The 18,208-nt window shown below is 71.1% G+C and carries 16 protein-coding genes and 1 riboswitch; of the genes, 11 read left to right on the forward strand and 5 right to left on the reverse strand.

Features of this window, described 5'->3' with window-relative positions; genetic code table 11:
• The first annotated feature begins 340 nt into the window (after positions 1-340).
• The 7 genes from IF129_RS16025 to IF129_RS16055 all read left to right on the forward strand — a co-directional run bounded on the left by IF129_RS16025 (position 341) and on the right by IF129_RS16055 (position 8,076).
• A complete protein-coding gene (locus IF129_RS16025) occupies positions 341-1,786 on the forward strand; it encodes an MFS transporter (protein ID WP_191210359.1) in 1,446 nt (481 codons plus the stop codon).
• Between the two features lie 129 nt (positions 1,787-1,915).
• Complete coding sequence (lhgO, locus tag IF129_RS16030; protein WP_191210531.1) at positions 1,916-3,187, forward strand: L-2-hydroxyglutarate oxidase; 1,272 nt, start codon at positions 1,916-1,918, stop codon at positions 3,185-3,187.
• 35 nt (positions 3,188-3,222) lie between these two features.
• Positions 3,223-4,014 (forward strand): tRNA (guanosine(46)-N7)-methyltransferase TrmB, encoded by a 792-nt coding sequence (trmB, locus tag IF129_RS16035; RefSeq protein ID WP_381480523.1) that lies wholly within the window; start codon positions 3,223-3,225, stop codon positions 4,012-4,014.
• A gap of 41 nt (positions 4,015-4,055) precedes the next feature.
• On the forward strand, positions 4,056-5,354 hold the full coding sequence (locus IF129_RS16040) for a PrsW family intramembrane metalloprotease (RefSeq protein WP_318153775.1): 1,299 nt from the start codon (positions 4,056-4,058) through the stop codon (positions 5,352-5,354).
• A 123-nt stretch (positions 5,355-5,477) separates the two neighbouring features.
• Positions 5,478-6,437, forward strand: coding sequence for an HNH endonuclease (locus tag IF129_RS16045; protein ID WP_191210360.1), 960 nt, complete (start codon positions 5,478-5,480; stop codon positions 6,435-6,437).
• A gap of 263 nt (positions 6,438-6,700) precedes the next feature.
• Positions 6,701-7,417 (forward strand): hypothetical protein, encoded by a 717-nt coding sequence (locus IF129_RS16050; RefSeq protein WP_191210361.1) that lies wholly within the window; start codon positions 6,701-6,703, stop codon positions 7,415-7,417.
• A gap of 89 nt (positions 7,418-7,506) precedes the next feature.
• Positions 7,507-8,076, forward strand: a complete 570-nt coding sequence (locus IF129_RS16055) for a DM13 domain-containing protein (RefSeq protein WP_191210362.1) — start codon at positions 7,507-7,509, stop codon at positions 8,074-8,076.
• A gap of 54 nt (positions 8,077-8,130) precedes the next feature.
• Here the strand turns inward: IF129_RS16055 and IF129_RS16060 are convergent, their stop codons facing one another.
• Complete coding sequence (locus IF129_RS16060) at positions 8,131-8,874, reverse strand: DUF4097 family beta strand repeat-containing protein (RefSeq protein WP_191210363.1); 744 nt, start codon at positions 8,872-8,874, stop codon at positions 8,131-8,133.
• 202 nt (positions 8,875-9,076) lie between these two features.
• On the reverse strand, positions 9,077-9,652 hold the full coding sequence (locus IF129_RS16065) for a dihydrofolate reductase family protein (RefSeq protein ID WP_191210364.1): 576 nt from the start codon (positions 9,650-9,652) through the stop codon (positions 9,077-9,079).
• 100 nt (positions 9,653-9,752) lie between these two features.
• Here IF129_RS16065 and IF129_RS16070 point away from each other — a divergent pair, with 100 nt between their 5' ends.
• Positions 9,753-10,337, forward strand: a complete 585-nt coding sequence (locus tag IF129_RS16070; protein ID WP_318153776.1) for a TetR/AcrR family transcriptional regulator — start codon at positions 9,753-9,755, stop codon at positions 10,335-10,337.
• Between the two features lie 151 nt (positions 10,338-10,488).
• On the opposite strand, the gene IF129_RS16075 is transcribed toward IF129_RS16070, so the two are convergent.
• A complete protein-coding gene (locus IF129_RS16075) occupies positions 10,489-11,541 on the reverse strand; it encodes a M23 family metallopeptidase (protein WP_191210365.1) in 1,053 nt (350 codons plus the stop codon).
• An 11-nt stretch (positions 11,542-11,552) separates the two neighbouring features.
• Positions 11,553-11,684, reverse strand: a riboswitch (cyclic di-AMP (ydaO/yuaA leader).
• 255 nt (positions 11,685-11,939) lie between these two features.
• Positions 11,940-13,142, reverse strand: coding sequence for a PP2C family protein-serine/threonine phosphatase (locus tag IF129_RS16080; protein ID WP_318153777.1), 1,203 nt, complete (start codon positions 13,140-13,142; stop codon positions 11,940-11,942).
• Positions 13,143-13,328: 186 nt separating this feature from the next.
• Between IF129_RS16080 and IF129_RS16085 the strand changes: the two genes are divergently transcribed.
• A complete protein-coding gene (locus tag IF129_RS16085) occupies positions 13,329-14,342 on the forward strand; it encodes an ATP-binding cassette domain-containing protein (protein ID WP_191210367.1) in 1,014 nt (337 codons plus the stop codon).
• The gene (locus IF129_RS16090) at positions 14,339-15,148 is read left to right on the forward strand and encodes an ABC transporter permease (RefSeq protein ID WP_191210368.1); all 810 of its coding nucleotides are present in this window, start codon (positions 14,339-14,341) and stop codon (positions 15,146-15,148) included. The genes IF129_RS16085 and IF129_RS16090 overlap by 4 nt, the downstream gene beginning before the upstream one ends.
• Positions 15,149-15,159: 11 nt before the next feature.
• Here IF129_RS16090 and IF129_RS16095 read toward each other — a convergent pair whose 3' ends face one another.
• Complete coding sequence (locus tag IF129_RS16095; protein WP_191210369.1) at positions 15,160-15,894, reverse strand: DedA family protein; 735 nt, start codon at positions 15,892-15,894, stop codon at positions 15,160-15,162.
• Positions 15,895-16,572: 678 nt separating this feature from the next.
• Here IF129_RS16095 and IF129_RS16100 point away from each other — a divergent pair.
• Positions 16,573-18,162, forward strand: coding sequence for a M28 family metallopeptidase (locus tag IF129_RS16100; RefSeq protein ID WP_224755087.1), 1,590 nt, complete (start codon positions 16,573-16,575; stop codon positions 18,160-18,162).
• The last annotated feature ends 46 nt before the right edge of the window (positions 18,163-18,208 follow it).

Below are 18,208 nucleotides of genomic sequence, written 5' to 3' on the forward strand. Positions count from 1 at the left end.
AGCAAGGTGGCGGCATTCCCCCAGCCCACTGGTGCGCGTCCAGCAGGCCGACCCACGCAGAACCCATCCAAACGCCGGGCCCCCGCCCGGCACAGAGCGCACGGCCGGGCGCACGGCCACACGGCCGGGGCTCTCGACCGACGAGACGGCGCCGTCACGGTCGCACGTCGTGTCACGCAACGGTCAATATCACGAACGCACTCCTGTACGGGGAGGAATCCCGCCAACGGGGATGCCACCCCTTAACGGTAGGGATCCGGCGAACTACTCTGGGTTCACGAATGCCCCGAGCATGTTCCGCGTGCGGCGGGGCGGGCGTCGTTGTGTCAGGGGTGCGCGCATGTCCAGGGAGCCACGCGGACCGAACGAGAAGCTCGGAACCGTTCTCGCCCTCGCGGGAATCAGCAACGCCGGACTCGCGCGCCGGGTCAACGATCTCGGCGCGCAACGCGGTCTGTCGCTGCGGTACGACAAGACGTCGGTGGCGCGGTGGGTGTCGAAGGGAATGGTGCCTCAGGGCGCCGCGCCCCACCTGATCGCCGCGGCGATCGGCAGCAAACTCGGGCGGCCGGTGCCGCTGCACGAGATCGGGCTCGCCGACGCCGATCCGGCGCCGGAGATCGGGCTGGCCTTCCCCCGGGACGTCGGTGCGGCCGTGAAGTCGGCCACGGACCTCTACCGGCTGGATCTCGCCGGTCGTCGGGGCAACGGCAGCGTCTGGCAGTCGCTGGCCGGTTCCTTCGCGGTCAGCGCCTACGCCACCCCGGCCTCCCGCTGGCTGATCAACCCGGCGGACAGCTCGGTCGCCCGGGAGGCCAGGGCCGCCCCGAACGGGCCGCGGCGGAGCGGTCCGCCCGGCTCCGAGCTGGTCCGGGTCGGCCACAGCGACGTCGCGAAGCTGCGCGAGGCGGCCGAGGAGGCCCGCCGCTGGGACTCCAAGTACGGAGGGGGCGACTGGCGTTCGTCGATGGTCCCCGAGTGCCTGCGCGTGGACGCGACACCGCTGCTCCTCGGCGCCTACTCCGACGAGGTCGGGCGCTCGCTCTTCGGGGCGACGGCCGAGCTGACCCGGCTCGCCGGCTGGATGGCCTTCGACACCGGGCAGCAGGAGGCCGCCCAGCGCTACTACATCCAGGCCCTGCGTCTCGCCCGCGCCGCCGCCGACGTCCCGCTCGGCGGCTACGTCCTGGCCTCCATGTCCCTCCAGGCGACGTACCGGGGCTTCGCCGACGAGGGGGTGGACCTGGCGCAGGCCGCGCTCGAACGCAACCGCTCCGTCGCCACGGACCGGGTGATGAGCTTCTTCCACCTGGTGGAGGCCCGCGCCCATGCCAAGGCCGACGACGCCCCCGCCTGCGCCGCCGCCCTCTCCGCCGCCGAGAGCCGGCTCGAGCGCTCCCGCGACGGCGACCCCGACCCGTCATGGCTCGACTTCTACTCGGCCGACCGCCTCGCCGCCGACGCGGCCGAGTGCTACCGCGACCTGCGCGCGCCGCGCCAGGTGCGGCGCTTCACCGAACAGGCCCTGTCGAGGCCGACGGAGGAGTTCGTCCGCTCGCACGGGCTGCGGCTGCTCGTCTCGGCCGTGGCCGAACTGGAGTCGGGCAACCTGGACGCGGCCTGCGCGGCCGGCACCCGCGCGGTGGAGGTCGCCGGCCGCATATCCTCCGCCCGCACGACCGAGTACGTCAGGGACCTGCTGCACCGGATGGAGCCGTACGGCGACAACCCGCGCGTCGTCGAATTCCGCGAGCGGGCCCGTCCACTGCTGGCGGCACCGGCGTGAGACGCGTGCAAAGCGGGAAGGGATCGCGGTGATGCGGCGGCCCGCGCACACGTCCGGCGAGCCCCCCGCCGCCCAGGCGGTGGGCTCGGGCGTGACGGGTGCCGCTGCACAGTGTCAGTGCCGACCAGCATGATGGAAGACGTGGTGTCCGAGAACGACGACAAGCCGACCGCCCGCCCCCGCCGGTACGACTGCGACGTCCTGGTGGTCGGCGGCGGGATCGTCGGCCTCTCCACGGCCTACGCCCTCACCCGCGCCCGGCCCGGCGTCCGCGTCGTCGTGCTGGAGAAGGAGGCGCGCCCCGCCCTGCACCAGACCGGGCGGAACAGCGGTGTGATCCACAGCGGGATCTACTACCGCCCCGGTTCGCTGAAGGCGCGGTTCGCGGCGCAGGGCGCGGCGGAAATGGTCAAGTTCTGTGCGGAGCACGACATTCCGCACGAGGTGACGGGAAAGTTGATCGTCGCCACCGAACGGGACGAGCTGCCCCGTCTGCACGCCCTCGCCCAGCGCGGGCGGGAGAACGGCATCCCGCTGCGCGAGCTGGGTCCCGCGCAGATCACCGAGCGCGAGCCGCACGTCACCGGGCAGGCCGCCATCCACGTCGCCACGACGGGCATCTGCGACTACCCGGCGGTCGCCGCCGCCTTGGCCCGGCTCGCCTGCGACGCCGGTGCCGAGGTCCGCTACGCCTCCCGCGTGACGGCGATCGACCGGCGGGACGGCGTCGGCGTCGCCGTCCGCACCGCCTCCGGTGCCGTCCTGCGCGCACGTGCCCTGGTCAACTGCGCGGGCCTGCACAGCGACTCCGTCGCCCGCCTCGCCGGCGACGCGCCACCGGCCCGCATCGTCCCCTTCCGCGGCGAGTACTACGAGCTCGTCCCCTCCAGCGCCGATCTCGTGCGTGGCCTCGTCTACCCGGTGCCGGACCCGGCGTTCCCCTTCCTCGGCGTCCACCTCACCCGCGGCATCGACGGCGGCGTCCACATCGGCCCCAACGCCGTGCCCGCGCTCGCCCGCGAGGGGTACGACTGGCGCACCGCGCACCCCCGCGAGCTGGCCGCCACCCTCGCCTGGCCCGGCTCCTGGCGCATCGCCCGCCGCCACTGGCGCTACGGCTCGGGCGAACTGCACCGCTCCCTGTCGAAGGCGGCCTTCACCACGGCCGTCCGGCGCCTCCTGCCGGAGATCACCGAGGAGGACCTGCGGCCGGCACCCGCCGGCGTGCGCGCCCAGGCCGTCCTGCGGGACGGCACACTCGTCGACGACTTCCTCATCGACGAGGCCCCGCACACCGTGCACGTCCTCAACGCACCCTCTCCCGCGGCCACCGCGTCCCTGCCGATCGGCCGGGAGATCGCCGGCCGTGTCCTCGCCGGACTCGCCACGCTCGCGGGGTGACGTCGCCCGGCGGGCCGTGCCAAGCCGCCGGTAAAATCGTGCGTACTGTGTCCGAGAACGCCGCACCCCGCCCGCCCGACAACCGCCGCGCCCCCATGTTCGAGCCCGGCACCGGGCCCGCCGCCGACCCGGCGGGCGCCCACCACGACCGGCGCATCCGCAGCTTCCAGCCCCGCCGCAGCCGCGTCACCCAGGCCCAGCGCGACGCGCTCACCCGCCTGTGGCCCCGCTGGGGGCTGGACATCGACGGGCAACGCGTCCTGGACCTGCCCACACTCTTCGACACCCTGCCCCCGACCGCCCCCGTCGTCCTCGAGATCGGCTTCGGCATGGGTGAGGCCACCGCCCGCATGGCGGCCGCCGAGCCCGGCACGGGCCTCCTCGCCGCCGACGTCCACACCCCGGGTCAGGGCAACCTCCTGCGCCTCGCGGAACGCGACGGCCTCGGCAACATCCGGGTGGCCAACGGCGACGCCGTCATCCTGCTGGAGAAGATGCTTCCCCCCGCCTCGCTGGCGGGGCTGCGCGTCTACTTCCCCGACCCGTGGCCCAAGAAGCGTCACCACAAGCGCCGCATCGTCCAGCCGCACTTCCTCGACCTCGCCGCCGTCCCCCTCGCGCCCGGAGCCCTCGTGCACTGCGCGACGGACTGGGAGCCCTACGCGGAGCAGATGCTCGACGTCCTCACCGCGCACCCGGCGTTCGAGAACACCCGCCCCGACGGCGGCTACGCCCCCCGCCCCGCCATCAGGCCCCTGACCCGCTTCGAGGGCCAGGGCCTGGACAAGGGCCACACCGTTCGCGACCTCCTCTTCCGACGGCGATAACGCCCCACGCGTCCCCCGAACGGTCGACTAAGGTCGAGCGAGTGCACCCACACGCCCCCGGAGACGTCCCGCCACCCCCGCGCACGCCCCCGGCCGCGACCACCCTCGCGTCCCCGGCGGCTCCTGCGACCCCCGCCCAGTGGCAGTACGCCCCGCGCCGCGCGCCGTGGTGGCACAGCCGCGTCCTGCGCGCGGTCACGATCGCCATCCTGCTGGCGCTGTGCGGGCTGGTCATTCTGGCCCTGGTCCGCGAGCAGACGGGCAGCGAGGGCTTCCTCATCGGCATCATGCTGTCGATCCTGCCGGTGCCGCTGCTGATCGCGGCGTTCCGCTGGGTCGACAGCGTCGACCCAGCGCCCTGGCGCACCCTCGCCTTCGCGTTCGCCTGGGGCGCCTGCGCCGCCACCCTCGTCGCCGTCATCGCCAACACCTTCACAGCCGAATGGCTGGCCACCAGCGTCATCGCGGACGGAGACGTCGACACCCTGGGCGCCACCGTCGTCGCCCCCGTGGTCGAGGAGCTGGCCAAGGCCGCCGCCGTCCTCCTGCTCTTCCTCCACCGCCGCCGGTTCTTCAGCGGCGTCATCGACGGCATCGTCACGGCGGGCGTCACCGCCACCGGCTTCGCGTTCACCGAGAACATCCTCTACCTCGGCACCGCCTACGCCGGCGACCAGCTCTACTCCGACGACGGGTTCGCCGCCACCACCGCCCAGACCTTCTTCGTCCGCATCGTCATGTCCCCCTTCGCACACCCCCTCTTCACCGCGCTGACGGGCCTCGGGTTCGGCGTCGCGGCCGCCCTCGCCACCCATCGCCGGACCCTTCGCGTCCTCCTGCCGGTCGTCGGACTGCTGACGTCGATGCTGCTGCACGCCCTGTGGAACGGCTCGGCCTCCACCAACGGCCTGCACTTCCTCCTCGTCTACGCCCTCTTCATGCTGCCCGTCCTGGGCACGCTCATCTGGCTCACCGTCTGGTACCGGGGCCGCGACCTGCGCACCGTCCGCGAGACCCTCCACGCCTACGCCGAACAGGGCTGGCTCCACCCCGCCGAACCCTGGACCCTGGGCTCCATGCACGCCCGCGCCCAGGCCCGCCGCCGCGCCCGACGCGCCCACGGCCCCACCGCCGCCCGCACCGTCTCCGAGTACCACGCCGCGCTGACGTCCCTCGCCCTCCTCCGCGCCCGCGCCGAGCGCACGGAACCCCCGGACGACTTCGCCTCCCGCGAGGCCGAGCTCCTCCACCACACCCTGACGCGCCGCTCCCTCTCCAGCCCGCCCACCCAAACCGCCTCCCCCCGCCCCTACCCCCTCCCCCACACCGGCTGGCGCTGAGCCGGTTATCCCCGCCATGGGTAGGAGGAAACGCAGCTGAAGGCTTCGCAGGCGCGAGCTTCAGCTAAACAACGCGCACCGACCAGCATATGACGTTAAGCAGCACGATCACGGTTTTGTGGAGTGGAGGACGCGATGTCGGAGACCAGGGCATGGCTCGCACTGACCGTCACTGAGAGAAGACGGCACGGCGGCAACGACGGGTATGACGACGTCCCTGACGTCTATTACAGCTGGGACGACACCGTACCTCACCATGGCAACGTCCAGGTTGGGGACATCATCGTCCTATGGAACAAGAAGGAACTCATCGGCCTCTCCGTGATCGAAGAGATCACCAGAGACACCGAAGTCAAGTTCGTTTATCGATGCCCTTACTGCTCCAAAGGCAACGGAATTCAAACACGCCAAACCAAGAGACCCAAGTACACGTGCTACAGGTGTAAAAGCGAGTTCGACCAGCCGACCGTTCACGAGAAAGAGGTTCAAACCTTCCGATCTCGCCACGACACCGGCTGGCTGGAGCTACCAGGATGCTTGTCGGGCAGCGAGCTAAGAAACCTATGCGTGAACCCCAAGTCTCAGCATAGTTTTCGTCTCCTCGATTGGGCCGCCTTCACTGCGGCTATCACGGCCAAGGCAGGAGTACTTGCCACGCCCATCCTGAACTCGGTGAGAGACCACGTAGTCGGCGGCCACAAAGAAAGGACTGTACGCGCCCGTATCGGCCAAGCAACCTTCCGACGTCGACTATTGGAACTCCATGGGGCGGTATGTGCCTTCAGCGGCCCCACACCCATACCTGCGCTAGAGGCCGCACACCTCTACAGCTACGCCGCCGTAGGCCAACATCACGAACGTGGTGGCCTCTTGTTGCGACGCGATATTCACAGGCTCTTTGACCTTGGAGAACTCACCGTGCATCCGGGGAAGCAGGTAATTGACGTTGCGCCACTTACCGCCACCTACCCCTCATACGCGCGTCTCCACGGCCAGTCGCTTTACGCGCCGCTCGATCCGATCCACATAGAGTGGCTGACCAAGCACTGGGATCTTCATCGAGAAAGAAGCCAGAACAAGTAAGGCGTGCGATACACGTCGGCTCGAAATTGATCGCCACCCATATATCACACCTAAAGGCGTCGACCGATTGCGAGGACGCTCGGTCGGTTGAGACAGCTGACATGGTGATGCCCGCAGTTCGGTGCGAGCTCGTGTACGAGATTGCCCTCGGTGAAAGTTCCTGACCGGATGGACGCGCTGGGGTGTTGGCTGCGGTCGTACAGGGTAGGGCCTGGCCGAGCGCGGGCCATGCCCTTCGACGGCGGCGGTGAGTGGAGGTCCGGGTGAGCGGGCGGGGGTTGGAGGAGTTGGGGTTCGGTGGGGTTCCGTTGCTGGATCCGCTGGTGTATCCGGGGCGGTCGGTGACGGAGCCGGTGGTGTTGTGCGGGGACGAGTTGCTGCCGCTCGGACGCGTGGAGGAGGACGCGTTCGTCGCGGAGGGCAGGGTTCCGGTGCTGGCGGTGGGGTCGAACGCGGCACCGGCCCAGTTGCGGCACAAGTTCGCGTTGGGCGGGGTCTCCGGGACGGTGCCGATGGTGCCCGTCCGGGTGGGGGGTCTGGCGGTGGGCCACTCCGGGCACGTCAGCGTGGCCGGGTACGTGGCGTACTCCCCGTTCCCGGCGGCGGACCGGGTGGCGGACGTCGTCCTGCTGTGGCTGGACGAGGGACAGTTGGGCGTCGTCGACGCTTCGGAACGCGTCAACTACCGGAGGGTGGAGCTGCCCCGTGACCGGTTTCCGGTGCTGGGGTCCAGGTGTGGCGCGCACGTCTACGTGTCCTCGCGGGGGCTGCTGGCCGGGGACGGGGGTGCGCCTCGGGAGGCCGGGGAGCAGCGGCGGGTGATGAGCGGGCTCCTGGCGGCCTCGCCTCGGCTTCGGGAGGTGCTCGGGGCCTCGCCCGAGGAGTGGGTGCGGCGGGTGGCGGCCGACCACCGGCTGTGTGGCGTCGCGTCCGTGCTGCTCGTCGAGGAGGGCTTCGTGGTGGGCAATCCGCTGGCCTAGCGGGCCGACGGGCGGCACGGTCGCGCGGGGAACTTCGAGGGCGGCGTCGGCGTTGCCGGGGCACGGACATCTTCAGGGAGGGATGCGACATGGGGTGGTTGCGCAGACCGGTCGTCGCGGGCGGGCTGGTGCTGGGCCTCGCGGTGGCGGCGGTGGGGCTGTACCTGTTCCAGCCGTGGAAGCTGTGGACGGACGAGACGGTGAACGAGGCGCTGCCGTCCTCCGATCCGGTGGTCGTGGAGTCGGAGAAGCCGGGGGCTGCCGAAGAGCCGGACGCCGCGGAGGAGCCGCAGGAGCCGGCGGGTCCGATGACGTTGGCCGAAGGGCGGTTCATCACCCACGAGCACGCCACCGAGGGCACGGTGAAGATCGTGGACCTGGGTGACGGTGAACGTGTCCTGCGTCTGGAGGGGCTCGACACCAGCAACGGTCCGGACCTGAAGGTGTGGATCACCGACGCCGAGGTGCTGCCCGGCGAGGAGGGCTGGGGCGTCTTCGACGACGGCGCGTACCTGGACCTGGGGAAGCTGAAGGGCAACAAGGGGAACCAGAACTACACGCTCCCCGCCGATGCGGATCTGGACGCCTACAGCAGCGTCAGCATCTGGTGCGACCGGTTCAACGTGTCCTTCGGAGCTGCGGAGTTGGCGCGCGTCTGAGGTGCGGGGGCCCTGCGGTCGGGCCCTGCGGCCCGCTCGGCCGCCGAGCCGCCGTCATCGCCACGCTTCCGGGGCACGGAGCACGCTGATGTCGCCGCTGCTGGTGCTCAGGTCGAGCCGGTGGGCCGCGGACGGGTCGTCGGGCACCTGGATGTCCGTGTCGCCGTTGCTCGTTCGGACGGTCACCCGGTAGTCGGCCTCCGGCACGGTCACCGTGACGTCTCCGTTGGACGTCTTGGCGCGGACGTCCGACGCGGAGCGGGAGGTGAGGGTGATGTCCCCGTTGGAGGTTTCCACCGCGATGCGGGGTCCTTCGATGTCCTCCCCGGTGATGCGCCCGTTGGACGTCCGCACCTGCACCGGGCCGGTCACCCGGCTCAGCTCGATGCGGCCGGAGTCCGTCGTGACGTTCACGGCGCCCACGTCGGCCACGTGGATCGTGCCGCTGGACACCTCGCCGCGCACGGGCACGCCCGTGGGTACGTCGACGGTGTACCGCACCGAGCAGCGGTTTCCGCACCCTCCGAGGTACAGCTCGCCGTCCTCGATCCGATGGGTGGCCCCGTCCGGCTCGTCGCCGCGGTACTCGATCTCGCGGTGGACGGTGAGCCTGCCGTCGTCGGTGCCGTTCACCGTGACGCTGCCCGCGTCGTTGTCGATCCGTACCGAGGTGATCCTTCCGGACAGCGCGGCCTCGTCCTCGAAGGTCTCGCCCTGCACGAGGCCGCAGGCCGTGAGGCCACCGGTGGCGAGACCGGCCGCGATGAGGACGCCGAGGCCGCGAAGCCGCTGAGGCATGGAACTCCCCCTTGATCGATAGGTCACCGTACGGGTGCGGAGCGTCGGGCAGGCCGGGCCGGACGCCGACGCGTCGTCGACGCTAGCCGCGGCCGTGCGGGCGCCGCCATGGGGCAAACCCCCGGCGTGGACGGTGGTTTCTCGGGGCGTCCACACCCGGTGGCCGGTCCGGGCCCGCCCCCGCGGCACGGCCCGGCAGGGGTCAGGCGCGGTCGAGTGTGAGGACGGTGCAGCCGTTGGAGAAGGTGCGACTGTCGGTGAGCGTGAACGCGGTGGGGCTGAACGCGGTGGTGAACGCGGGGACACCCGAACCGGCCACGACGGGGTATTTCTTCACGATCAGCCGGTCGATCTCCGGGAGGAGGGCTCCCGCGAGGCGGCCACCCCCGGCCAGGTAGACGCCCAGCGGGCCGTCCTCCGCCTTGAGTCGGCGCACCAGGGCGACGGGGTCCTCGTCGGTGATCGTGACGGCCGGGTCGGGGGAGTCGGGGAGCGTCCGGCTGCACACGTAGGTGCGCAGGTGGGCGTAGGGGTCGGTGATGCCCTCCCGGAGGGCGGGCTCGTAGGTGCGGCGGCCCATGACGATGGTGTCGAAGTGCCGGTTCGGGCGGTCCGCGGTGCCGAGGGAGGCGCGGACGTGGGTGGGGAGCACTTCCGGGTACTCCGCGTCCATGTGGGCGATGTGGTCGTCGGCGAGGGGGTAGAAGTCGACCTCGTCACCGGGTCCGGCGATGAATCCGTCGAGGGAGAGACCGACGTAGTAGGTGAGTGCGCGCATGAGGTCTCCTCGGTGAGCGGGATGGAGCAGAGTGAATCACTGCGTTTATAGTGGTATGCCTGTAGTGGTTCAGCAAGTGGATTTCCCGAGGAGGACCGCCGTGGTGCGCACGAACCCGGAACGGCGCGCGGCGTTGCTGCACGCCGCCATCGACGTGCTGGCCGAGGAGGGAGCGCGCGGGCTGACGTTCCGGGCGGTGGACGAGCGGGCCGGCGTGCCGAAGGGGACGGCGTCCAACTACTTCGCCGACCGGGACACGTTGCTGCGGCAGGCCGGGCAGCACCTGTTCGTCCGCCTCACCCCCGACCCCGAGTACCTCGCGGAGCGCATGAGCCGACCGCCCTCCAAGGCACTGGACGCCGTGCTGATGCGCGACATCGTGGAGCGGGCCCGGTCGGACCGCAACGGCTTCCTGGCCATGCTGGAACTGCGCCTGGAGGCCACGCGGCGCCCGGAGCTGCGCGAGGTGTTCACCGAGCACTACCGGGCGAACCTGGAGGAGAACGTCCGGGCGCACGTGGAGGGCGGCTTCCCCGGCGACCGGTCGACGGTCGTGATGCTCTACCTGGCGATGACCGGGCTCCTGGTGGAGTACCTCACGCTGCCCGGCGTACTGGACGCGGCCGAGAGCCCGCTGGACGACCTCGTCGGATCACTCGTGGACGTCATCGTCCCGGAGCGGTGAGGCCGCCCGGTCGGGCTTCCGGACAGGCCGACGGCCCTGGCGTCGGGGGGTGGTCCGCCAGGGCCGTCGGAGTGGGGTGTCCCCCGTCGCCGGGGGGTGTGCCGAGCAGTACGGGCGCGCGGGGCCGGGCGTTCACCCGCGCCGCGCGACCTCAGATGCTGAGGCCCTTGCCGCGCAGCCAGGCCAGGGGGTCGACGGTGTCGGTGCCGCCGGGACGCACTTCCAGGTGGAGGTGGGGGCCGGAGGAGTTGCCGGTGGAACCGACGCGGCCGATGGTGTCGCCCGTGGTGACCTCGCCGCTGGTGCGTGTCATCGACGACAGGTGGCAGTACCAGATCTCGGTGCCGTCCTCGAGTTCGAGCACGATGCGGTACCCGTAGGAGCCGGCCCAGCCGGCCTCCTTGATGGTGCCGCTGTGCACGGCCTTGACGGGCGTGCCGCTGGGGGCGGCGAAGTCCTGGCCGGTGTGGTTGTTGGACCACATGCTGCCGGACTCGCCGTAGCTCGAGGTGAGCTGGAAGTTCGCCAGGGGAAGGGCGTAGCTCGCGGCGAGCTTGCGCAGCCGCTCCTCCTCCGCCTTGCGCTTGCGCTCCTCCTCGGCCTTGCGCTCACGCTCTGCCTCTGCCTCCGCCTCTGCCTTCGCCTCGGCTTCGGCCTTCTTCTCGGCCTCGGAGGCGGCGGCCTTCGCGGCGGCGGCGACGGCTTCCTGACGGGCCGTGGCGTCGGCGGCGGACTGCTGGTGGTCGGCCTGGGCGAGGATGCGGGCACGCAGCGCCTCGCCGGCGTCGGTGTGGCCGTTCTCGACGTCGGCGGCGGTGAGCGTGGCCTGGGTGAGCGGCGCTGCGGCCGGGGCGGCCTCGGAGAGGTCGTCCTCCGGGAGGAAGGCTTCGGCTCCGGGTATGTCGTCGGTGAGGCCGGAGAGGTCGGGCATGGTCAGCGGAGCGCTGGTCTTGGGACCGGCGGTGGCGATGCCGCCGGCGCCGATGGCGGCGACCATGCCGACTCCCAGGACGGCGCTGCTGCGCGCCATGCCGGAACGCTGCCGGGCGACGCGGTGACGTCCGCGGACGGGACGCACGGTGTCCTCGGTGGGATTCCACTCGGTGAACGTGGTGCCGTCCTCGACGGACGGGCCGAAGACCTGAAAGTCGTCCGAGGCTTCGCCTGCGTACGCGGTCTCGGTGGCATGCCTGCTCGACGCCACGGGGGCGTTCTCCTTTCCTTCCTTCTCGCCTACCGGGTTAGCTGACGGGTTCGGAGCAGGAAGGTCTCCTACGGGCACGGATGCCCGATTCACCCCAAAGAGTGGTTCCCCGGTTCCTTGAGTGCATCTGGTGCTGCGGGTTGTGCAGTTGTGGTGCAGCCGTGTTGCCAGTTGATGCACTGTCAGGATTCGGCCAAGGCGCACGGTGCCGCCTCTGTGGCGGCAGTGACGACCGCGCTGCGTTATCGAACGTTAATAGACTCGCGGCACATATTCCAAGCGTTCTCGGCAACAAGAGACCGCTCCCGCCAGGACTTTCGCCGCCCCCGGGGACAGAAACGGGCATAACCGCCGAGTAAAAGGTTGCCCAACAGCCGGGGATCGTGGCCAAGTCGTCATCACAGGCGTTCCGCGCCGTCACGGTAGGTGACGGCCAGGAGGGCCAGGTCGTCGGACGGCGGCCCGCCGGTGTACCGGGCGACGTCGGCGAGCACGGCGTCCAGCAGCCCGTCCGGCCCGCCGCGCGTCCATTCACGCGCGACGAAGCGGTCGGAGAGGTCGTAGAAGACGCCGTGGGGGTCGCGGGCCTCGGTCAGTCCGTCGGTGTTCATGAGCAGGGTCGCACCGACCGGGAAGGGCACCTGGCCCACCGGCGGCGGGAGGGGGCCCTCGGCGGGCAGGGAGGCCAGGCCGAGGGGCAGGGCGGGTTCGGCGGGCTCCACACTCTCCAGCCGCCCGTCCGGGTGGATGAGCCACGGCGTGGGATGCCCGCAGTTGACGACGCGCAGCCGCGCGTCGTCCGTCACCTCGACCAGCACGGCCGTGGTGAAGCCCTCCACGGAGTCGACGGTGCCCGTGCGCCGTCTGCCTTCCCGGCGCAGGGCCCGGTCCAGCCGGACGGCGACCTGTGCGAGGTCCGGCTCCGTGTCCGCGGCCTCCCGGAAGGCGCCCAGGACGATGACGACCGAGCCGACCGCCTCCAGGCCCTTGCCGCGCACGTCCCCGACGAGGAGGCGGACGCCGTGGGGCGTGGCCTGCACGGCGTAGAGGTCACCGCCGATGCTCGCGTCCTCGCGGGCCGCCTGGTAGCGGGCGGCGATCACCAGGGGGCCGAGTTCGTGCTCCGGCGGCGGGAGGAGGGCGAGCTGGGCGGCCTCGGCGATGCCGCGGGCCGACGCCAGACGTCTCTCACCGCGCCGTACGACGCGGTTGAGGGCCACCGCGAGGACCGCGACAGTGGCCACCGTGGCCACGCGGAGGGTGCCCTCGAAGAGGTCGATGCCCTCGTTGATGTGCAGCAGCCAGACGAGGGCGAGGGTCGCCACCAGGCCGGTGATGGCGGTGGCGCGGGCCGAGTACAGGGGCGCCGCGACGAGGGGGGCGGCGGCGAACAGGGCGGCGAACACGAAGTCGGCCGGGGTGAGGGCCTGCGCGGCGGAGCCGGCGGCGATGAGGACGGGGGGCAGCCACAGGGACAGGCGACGTCCGAGCGACTCCCGCGGCCGGGACTCCGCCTCCCCGCCGTCCGGCGACGCGCTCCCGCGGGTGCCGGCCGCGTCGGCCGCGCCGCCCGCACCGGACCCTCGTCGTCGCCTACCCACGGGCCCCACTGTGACCATTCCTGCCGACGGGGGCGAGTGGGCCGGTCCATTCGGTGGGGCCGACCCGGATCCCCGCGCTTGGGTCATCTTTTCACCAAATCATTCGCTATGCCTTCTCTGCGTCATCTGTGGAGGAATGTGGGTGGCCTGCGTCACAGTTGTTGTGGAGGACGGAGGGACTTGCTGATGAGTTACGCGATCCAGGCCGAGGGCCTGAAGAAGCGGTTCAAGGAGACGCAGGCGCTCGACGGGGTGGACCTGGAGGCGCGGACGGGCAGCGTGCTCGGGCTGCTCGGCCCCAACGGCGCGGGCAAGACGACGGCCGTCCGGATCTTCGCCACGTTGATCCGGCCGGACGGCGGCCGCGCGGTGGTCGCGGGGCACGACGTCGCGCGGGAGCCGGGCAGGGTGAGGGCGGCCGTCGGCCTGACGGGCCAGTACGCGGCGGTCGACGAGAACCTCACCGGCACGGAGAACCTGCTGCTGATCGGACGCCTGCTCGGCATGCCGCGACGCGTGGCGAAGGGCCGGGCCGCCGAGCTCCTGGACCGGTTCCAGCTCAGCGAGGCCGGTGGGCGCGCGGTGAAGGGCTTCTCCGGCGGAATGCGCCGTCGGCTGGACCTCGCGGCGAGCCTGGTCGGCCGTCCGCAGATCCTCTTCCTCGACGAGCCGACGACGGGGCTGGACCCGCACAGCCGGGGCGAGGTCTGGGACATGCTGCGGGGGCTGGTCGCCGAGGGCGTCACGGCGCTGCTCACCACCCAGTACCTGGAGGAGGCCGACAAGCTGGCCGACGAGGTCGTCGTGATCGACAAGGGCCGGGTCATCGCCGAGGGGACGCCGGACGAGCTGAAGTCGGCCGTGGGCGGCCAGGTCCTCCAGCTGCGCCCCCTGCGGCCCCAGGACCTGGAGAGGGTGCACGCCCTCGTCACCGAGGCCGCCGGCGGGGAGACCCACGTCGAGTCCGGGATGATCATCGCGCCCGTGAAGGACCCGGCGCTGATGCCGGCCGTCGTGCGCCGACTGGACCGCGCGGACATACCGATAGGCGAGCTCGCGCTGCGCCGCTCTTCGCTCGACGAGGTGTTCCTCGCCCTGACCGGGCACCGGGCGGAGCCCGCGCAGCGCCCGGAGGAACAGCCGAGCTCGCCGGACGACGCGGCGTTCGAGCGGGTGGGCAGTACGGGAGGCGGGTCATGACGGCGACGACGATCACCGCGCCCCTCACGAAGGGGGGCCGGGTCCGCCCGGGCGCCGGCCTGCGGCAGACGGGGACGATGGCCTGGCGCAGCCTGGTGTCCGTCAAGCACAACCCACTCGAACTGGTCGACTACAGCATCACGCCGATCATGTTCGTGTTTCTCTTCACCTACGTCTTCGGCGGGCAGATGGCCGGTTCTCCGGAGGAGTACCTGCAGTACGCCCTCCCTGGCATCATCGTCCAGAACACCCTCTTCATGACCATGTACACGGCCATGTCGCTCAACAGCGACCTGACCAAGGGCGTCTTCGACCGGTTGCGCAGCCTGCCCATAGCCCGCTCTGCCCCCCTCTTCGGACGGATCGCCGCCGACCTGGCCAAGCAACTGTGGGCGATGTTGCTGATGCTGGCCCTCGGGGCGGTGCTGGGCTTCCGGATCACCGGCGGCCTTGAGGGCTTCGTGGGGGGCGGCCTGCTGCTCCTGGTGTTCGCACTCGCGGTGTCCTGGAGCGCCGTGCTCATCGGCATGCTCGCCGGTGACCCGGAGAAGGTGCAGGTCTTCGCCTTCACTCTGATCTTCCCGATCACCTTCACCAGCAGCGCGTTCGTCCGCGTCGAGACGATGCCCGGTTGGCTGCAGGCGTGGGTCGACATCAACCCGGTCACCCACCTGTCCGACGCCTTCCGCGGCCTGCTGGTGGGCGGGGAGATCGCCGGGCCGGTGCTGTGGTCGCTGATCTGGGCAGCGGGCATAGCCGCGGTCTTCATCCCGCTGGCCCTGCGCGCCTACCGCGCTCGCGCCTGAGGGCGGTCGGCTCACGGACCGGTGGTGGCTCCCGTCGACCCACCCCGTCCGTCGTGAACGCCGTCGGTGAGGACCGGGGCAGCGTCCTCGGGCCGATTGCCGGCGGCACTGCGCGCGGCCCGGCGGCCCTGCCGACGAGCCCGCCAGACCTCCGCGATGATCGGGGTGACCGAGAGGAGGACGATGCCGAGCAGGATGGGTTCGACGTGAGCGCGGACGAAGTCGATCCGGCCGAGCATCGCGCCCAACACGGTCACACCGGCGCCCCACAGCACACCGCCGACGACGTTGAACGTCACGAACGTGCGGTAGCGCATGTGGCTCACACCGGCGACGATCGGAGTGAAGGTCCGCACGATCGGCACGAAACGGGCCAGGACGATGGACCGGGGACCGTGCCTCTCGAAGAAGACGTGGGCCTTCGCCACGTTCTCCTGCTTGAAGAACCGGGAGTCGGGTCGGCGGAAGAGCGCGGGGCCGACCTTGCGCCCGAACAGGTACCCCACCTGGTCTCCCGCCACGGCGGCGATGACGATCAACGTGCACACCAGCCACAGCGGGTAGCTGAGGTACTGACCGGTGGCGACGAGCAGGCCGGTGGTGAAAAGGAGGGAGTCCCCCGGTAGGAAGAAGCCGATCAGCAGCCCGGATTCCGCGAAGACGATGATCAGGATGCCGATGAGTCCGAACGACGCGATCAGGTGATCCGGGTCGAGCCAGCTGGGTCCGAGCGCGAGTGAGGTCACGGCACAGGTCCTCGGTCAGAGCGCGTTGCGCGGCAGGCGGACGTACCCGCAGGGTGCGGGCAGGGCGGGCGCCTCCCGCGTTTGCGGAAGCACTCCCTGCGGAACCTTACGCGCTCGTACGCGCGGGGAGTCTCAGGCCGATGGCTCAGGTCGCGCGCGGTGTCGGTCAGACCCTGCGCATCCTCAAGGCCGATACGACGGCCATGGAGACGGATAACGGAGGCGAAGACCCGTGCGGCGGCACCGCTCGGGACGTCCCTCCGGCAGGCGACGGCAGGCGAACTGACCGCTCGGGCGGCTGGCGCGCGAGCCCGCCGCGAGCACCGCCCGGCAACGCCCCCTCCTCACCATGCCGCGCCCCTCGCTGCCGAAGGAGCGCCCACTCGGTTCGGCCGGCGCGGGGGCACCCGGAGGGCGGCGAGGCCGAAACGGCCTAACGAACCGGCCCCCAGGGTGGGAGAAGCGGTGCCGACGGGTACGTCTGTGCGAGACGTTGCCCCGGCTGTCCGGGCGTCACGGCGCAGGAGTGGTGGTCCGGACGACGGAGTCAAGTCACCCGTGCCACAAGCGTTCCCATCCGCGCGTTCGGACGCTACGTTTCCGTGCAGCGCGCGTCCGTATCGCGGACAACACTCCCCCGCCGCCGAACAGCCACCTGCCGTACCCCACCGGAAGGAACTGTCTGTGCCTTCTTCGCCCAAGAGCAGACGACGCACTCTGGCCGCGATCGCGGCGGTCGCCGTGGCGACCCCCCTGCTCCTCACCACCACCGCCACCCCCGCCGCGGCCAAGCAGAGCCCGGAGGACAAGGGAACCAAGCTCGCCGAGAAGCTCGTCCGCAAGACGACCGGCGACCGCGCCTTCCGCCACATGAGGGCCTTCCAGGCCATCGCCGACATCAGCGACGGCAACCGCGCCGCCGGTAGCAAGGGCTACGACCTGTCCGCCAAGTACGCCGGAACGCTGCTGCGCGCGGCCGGGTACAAGGTGACGTACCAGGACTTCGAGTTCACCTACCGCGAGACGGTCGCGGAGAAGCTGACGGTGCTCTCACCCGAGCAGCGGGACGTCCCGATCAAGCTGATGACGTACACCGAGAGCACGCCCGAGGGCGGCATCGAGGGGTCCGTCGCGCAGGTACCGGTCGACGCGGACGGCACCACCGGCTGTACCGCGGACGACTTCGCGGCCGGCGACTTCAGCGGCAAGATCGCCCTCATCCAGCGGGGCGGCTGCACGTTCGCTGCCAAGCAGACGGCCGCGGCCGAGGCCGGAGCGATCGGCGCGGTCATCTACAACAACACCGAAGGGGAGCTGAACGGCACCCTCGGCGACCCGAACGTCGGGGTGATTCCGACGGGCGGCATCACGAAGGCCGACGGCGAGGCACTGTCCGACGCGGTCGAGGCGGGTGACGTGTCCGTCAACCTGGAGGTCATCGAGTTCCAGGAGGAGCGGACCACGGCCAACGTCATCGCCGAGACGCGCGGCGGCGACGCGGACAACGTCGTCATGGTCGGCGCGCACCTCGACTCCGTCGCCGACGGCCCCGGCATCAACGACAACGCCTCGGGCTCGGCGGGAGTTCTGGAGACGGCCCTCCAGTACGCCAAGGAGACCAAGCAGTGGCACCGGGACCACCCGAAGCAGCCGGAGAACAAGGTGCGCTTCGCGCTGTGGAGCGCCGAGGAGCTGGGGCTGCTGGGCGCTGAGCACTACGTCGGCGACCTGTCGGAGGACGCGCAGGAGGACATCGCGCTGTACCTCAACTTCGACATGATCGCCTCGCCCAACTACGGCCTGTTCGTCTACGACGGTGACGACTCCGACGGCGTCGGCGCACCGGCGGGCCCGGAGGGCTCGGCCCAGATCGAGTACGGCATCAACGAGTTCATCCGGTCGCGCGGTGAGGAGCCGCGTGGCACGGACTTCTCGGGCCGCTCCGACTACGGGCCGTTCATCGAGGTCGGCATCCCCTCCGGTGGGACGTTCACCGGCGCCGAGGGCCTCAAGACCGACGAGCAGGTGGAGCTGTGGGGCGGAGAGGCCGGCGTGGCCTACGACGCGTGCTACCACCTGGCCTGTGACGACATCGACAACGTCAACCGGCACGCGCTCGACGTCAACGTCCGGGTGATCGCGGACGCGGTCGGCCGCTACGCCTGGGACACCTCGTCCCTCGGCCGCGCCGTGCCGTTCGTGCCGTCCGGAGAGGGCGCCGACACCGACGGCGGGCACGACCACCACCACGGCGGCGAGACCAGCTGACCTCCGCCGATCGTTCGCACCGCGGGCGCCGTACCGGTCGTGACCG

The sequence above is a fragment of the Streptomyces chumphonensis genome (genome assembly GCF_014779715.1).
Taxonomy (GTDB): Bacteria; Actinomycetota; Actinomycetes; order Streptomycetales; family Streptomycetaceae; genus Streptomyces; species Streptomyces chumphonensis.

Coding starts and splice junctions, on each gene's coding strand:
- IF129_RS16025 (WP_191210359.1), top strand. CDS start 341: ATGTCCAGGGAGCCACGCGGACCGAACGAGAAGCTCGGAACCGTTCTC.
- lhgO (WP_191210531.1), top strand. CDS start 1,916: ATGATGGAAGACGTGGTGTCCGAGAACGACGACAAGCCGACCGCCCGC.
- IF129_RS16055 (WP_191210362.1), top strand. CDS start 7,507: ATGGGGTGGTTGCGCAGACCGGTCGTCGCGGGCGGGCTGGTGCTGGGC.
- IF129_RS16060 (WP_191210363.1), bottom strand. CDS start 8,874: ATGCCTCAGCGGCTTCGCGGCCTCGGCGTCCTCATCGCGGCCGGTCTC.
- IF129_RS16065 (WP_191210364.1), bottom strand. CDS start 9,652: ATGCGCGCACTCACCTACTACGTCGGTCTCTCCCTCGACGGATTCATC.
- IF129_RS16085 (WP_191210367.1), top strand. CDS start 13,329: ATGAGTTACGCGATCCAGGCCGAGGGCCTGAAGAAGCGGTTCAAGGAG.
- IF129_RS16090 (WP_191210368.1), top strand. CDS start 14,339: ATGACGGCGACGACGATCACCGCGCCCCTCACGAAGGGGGGCCGGGTC.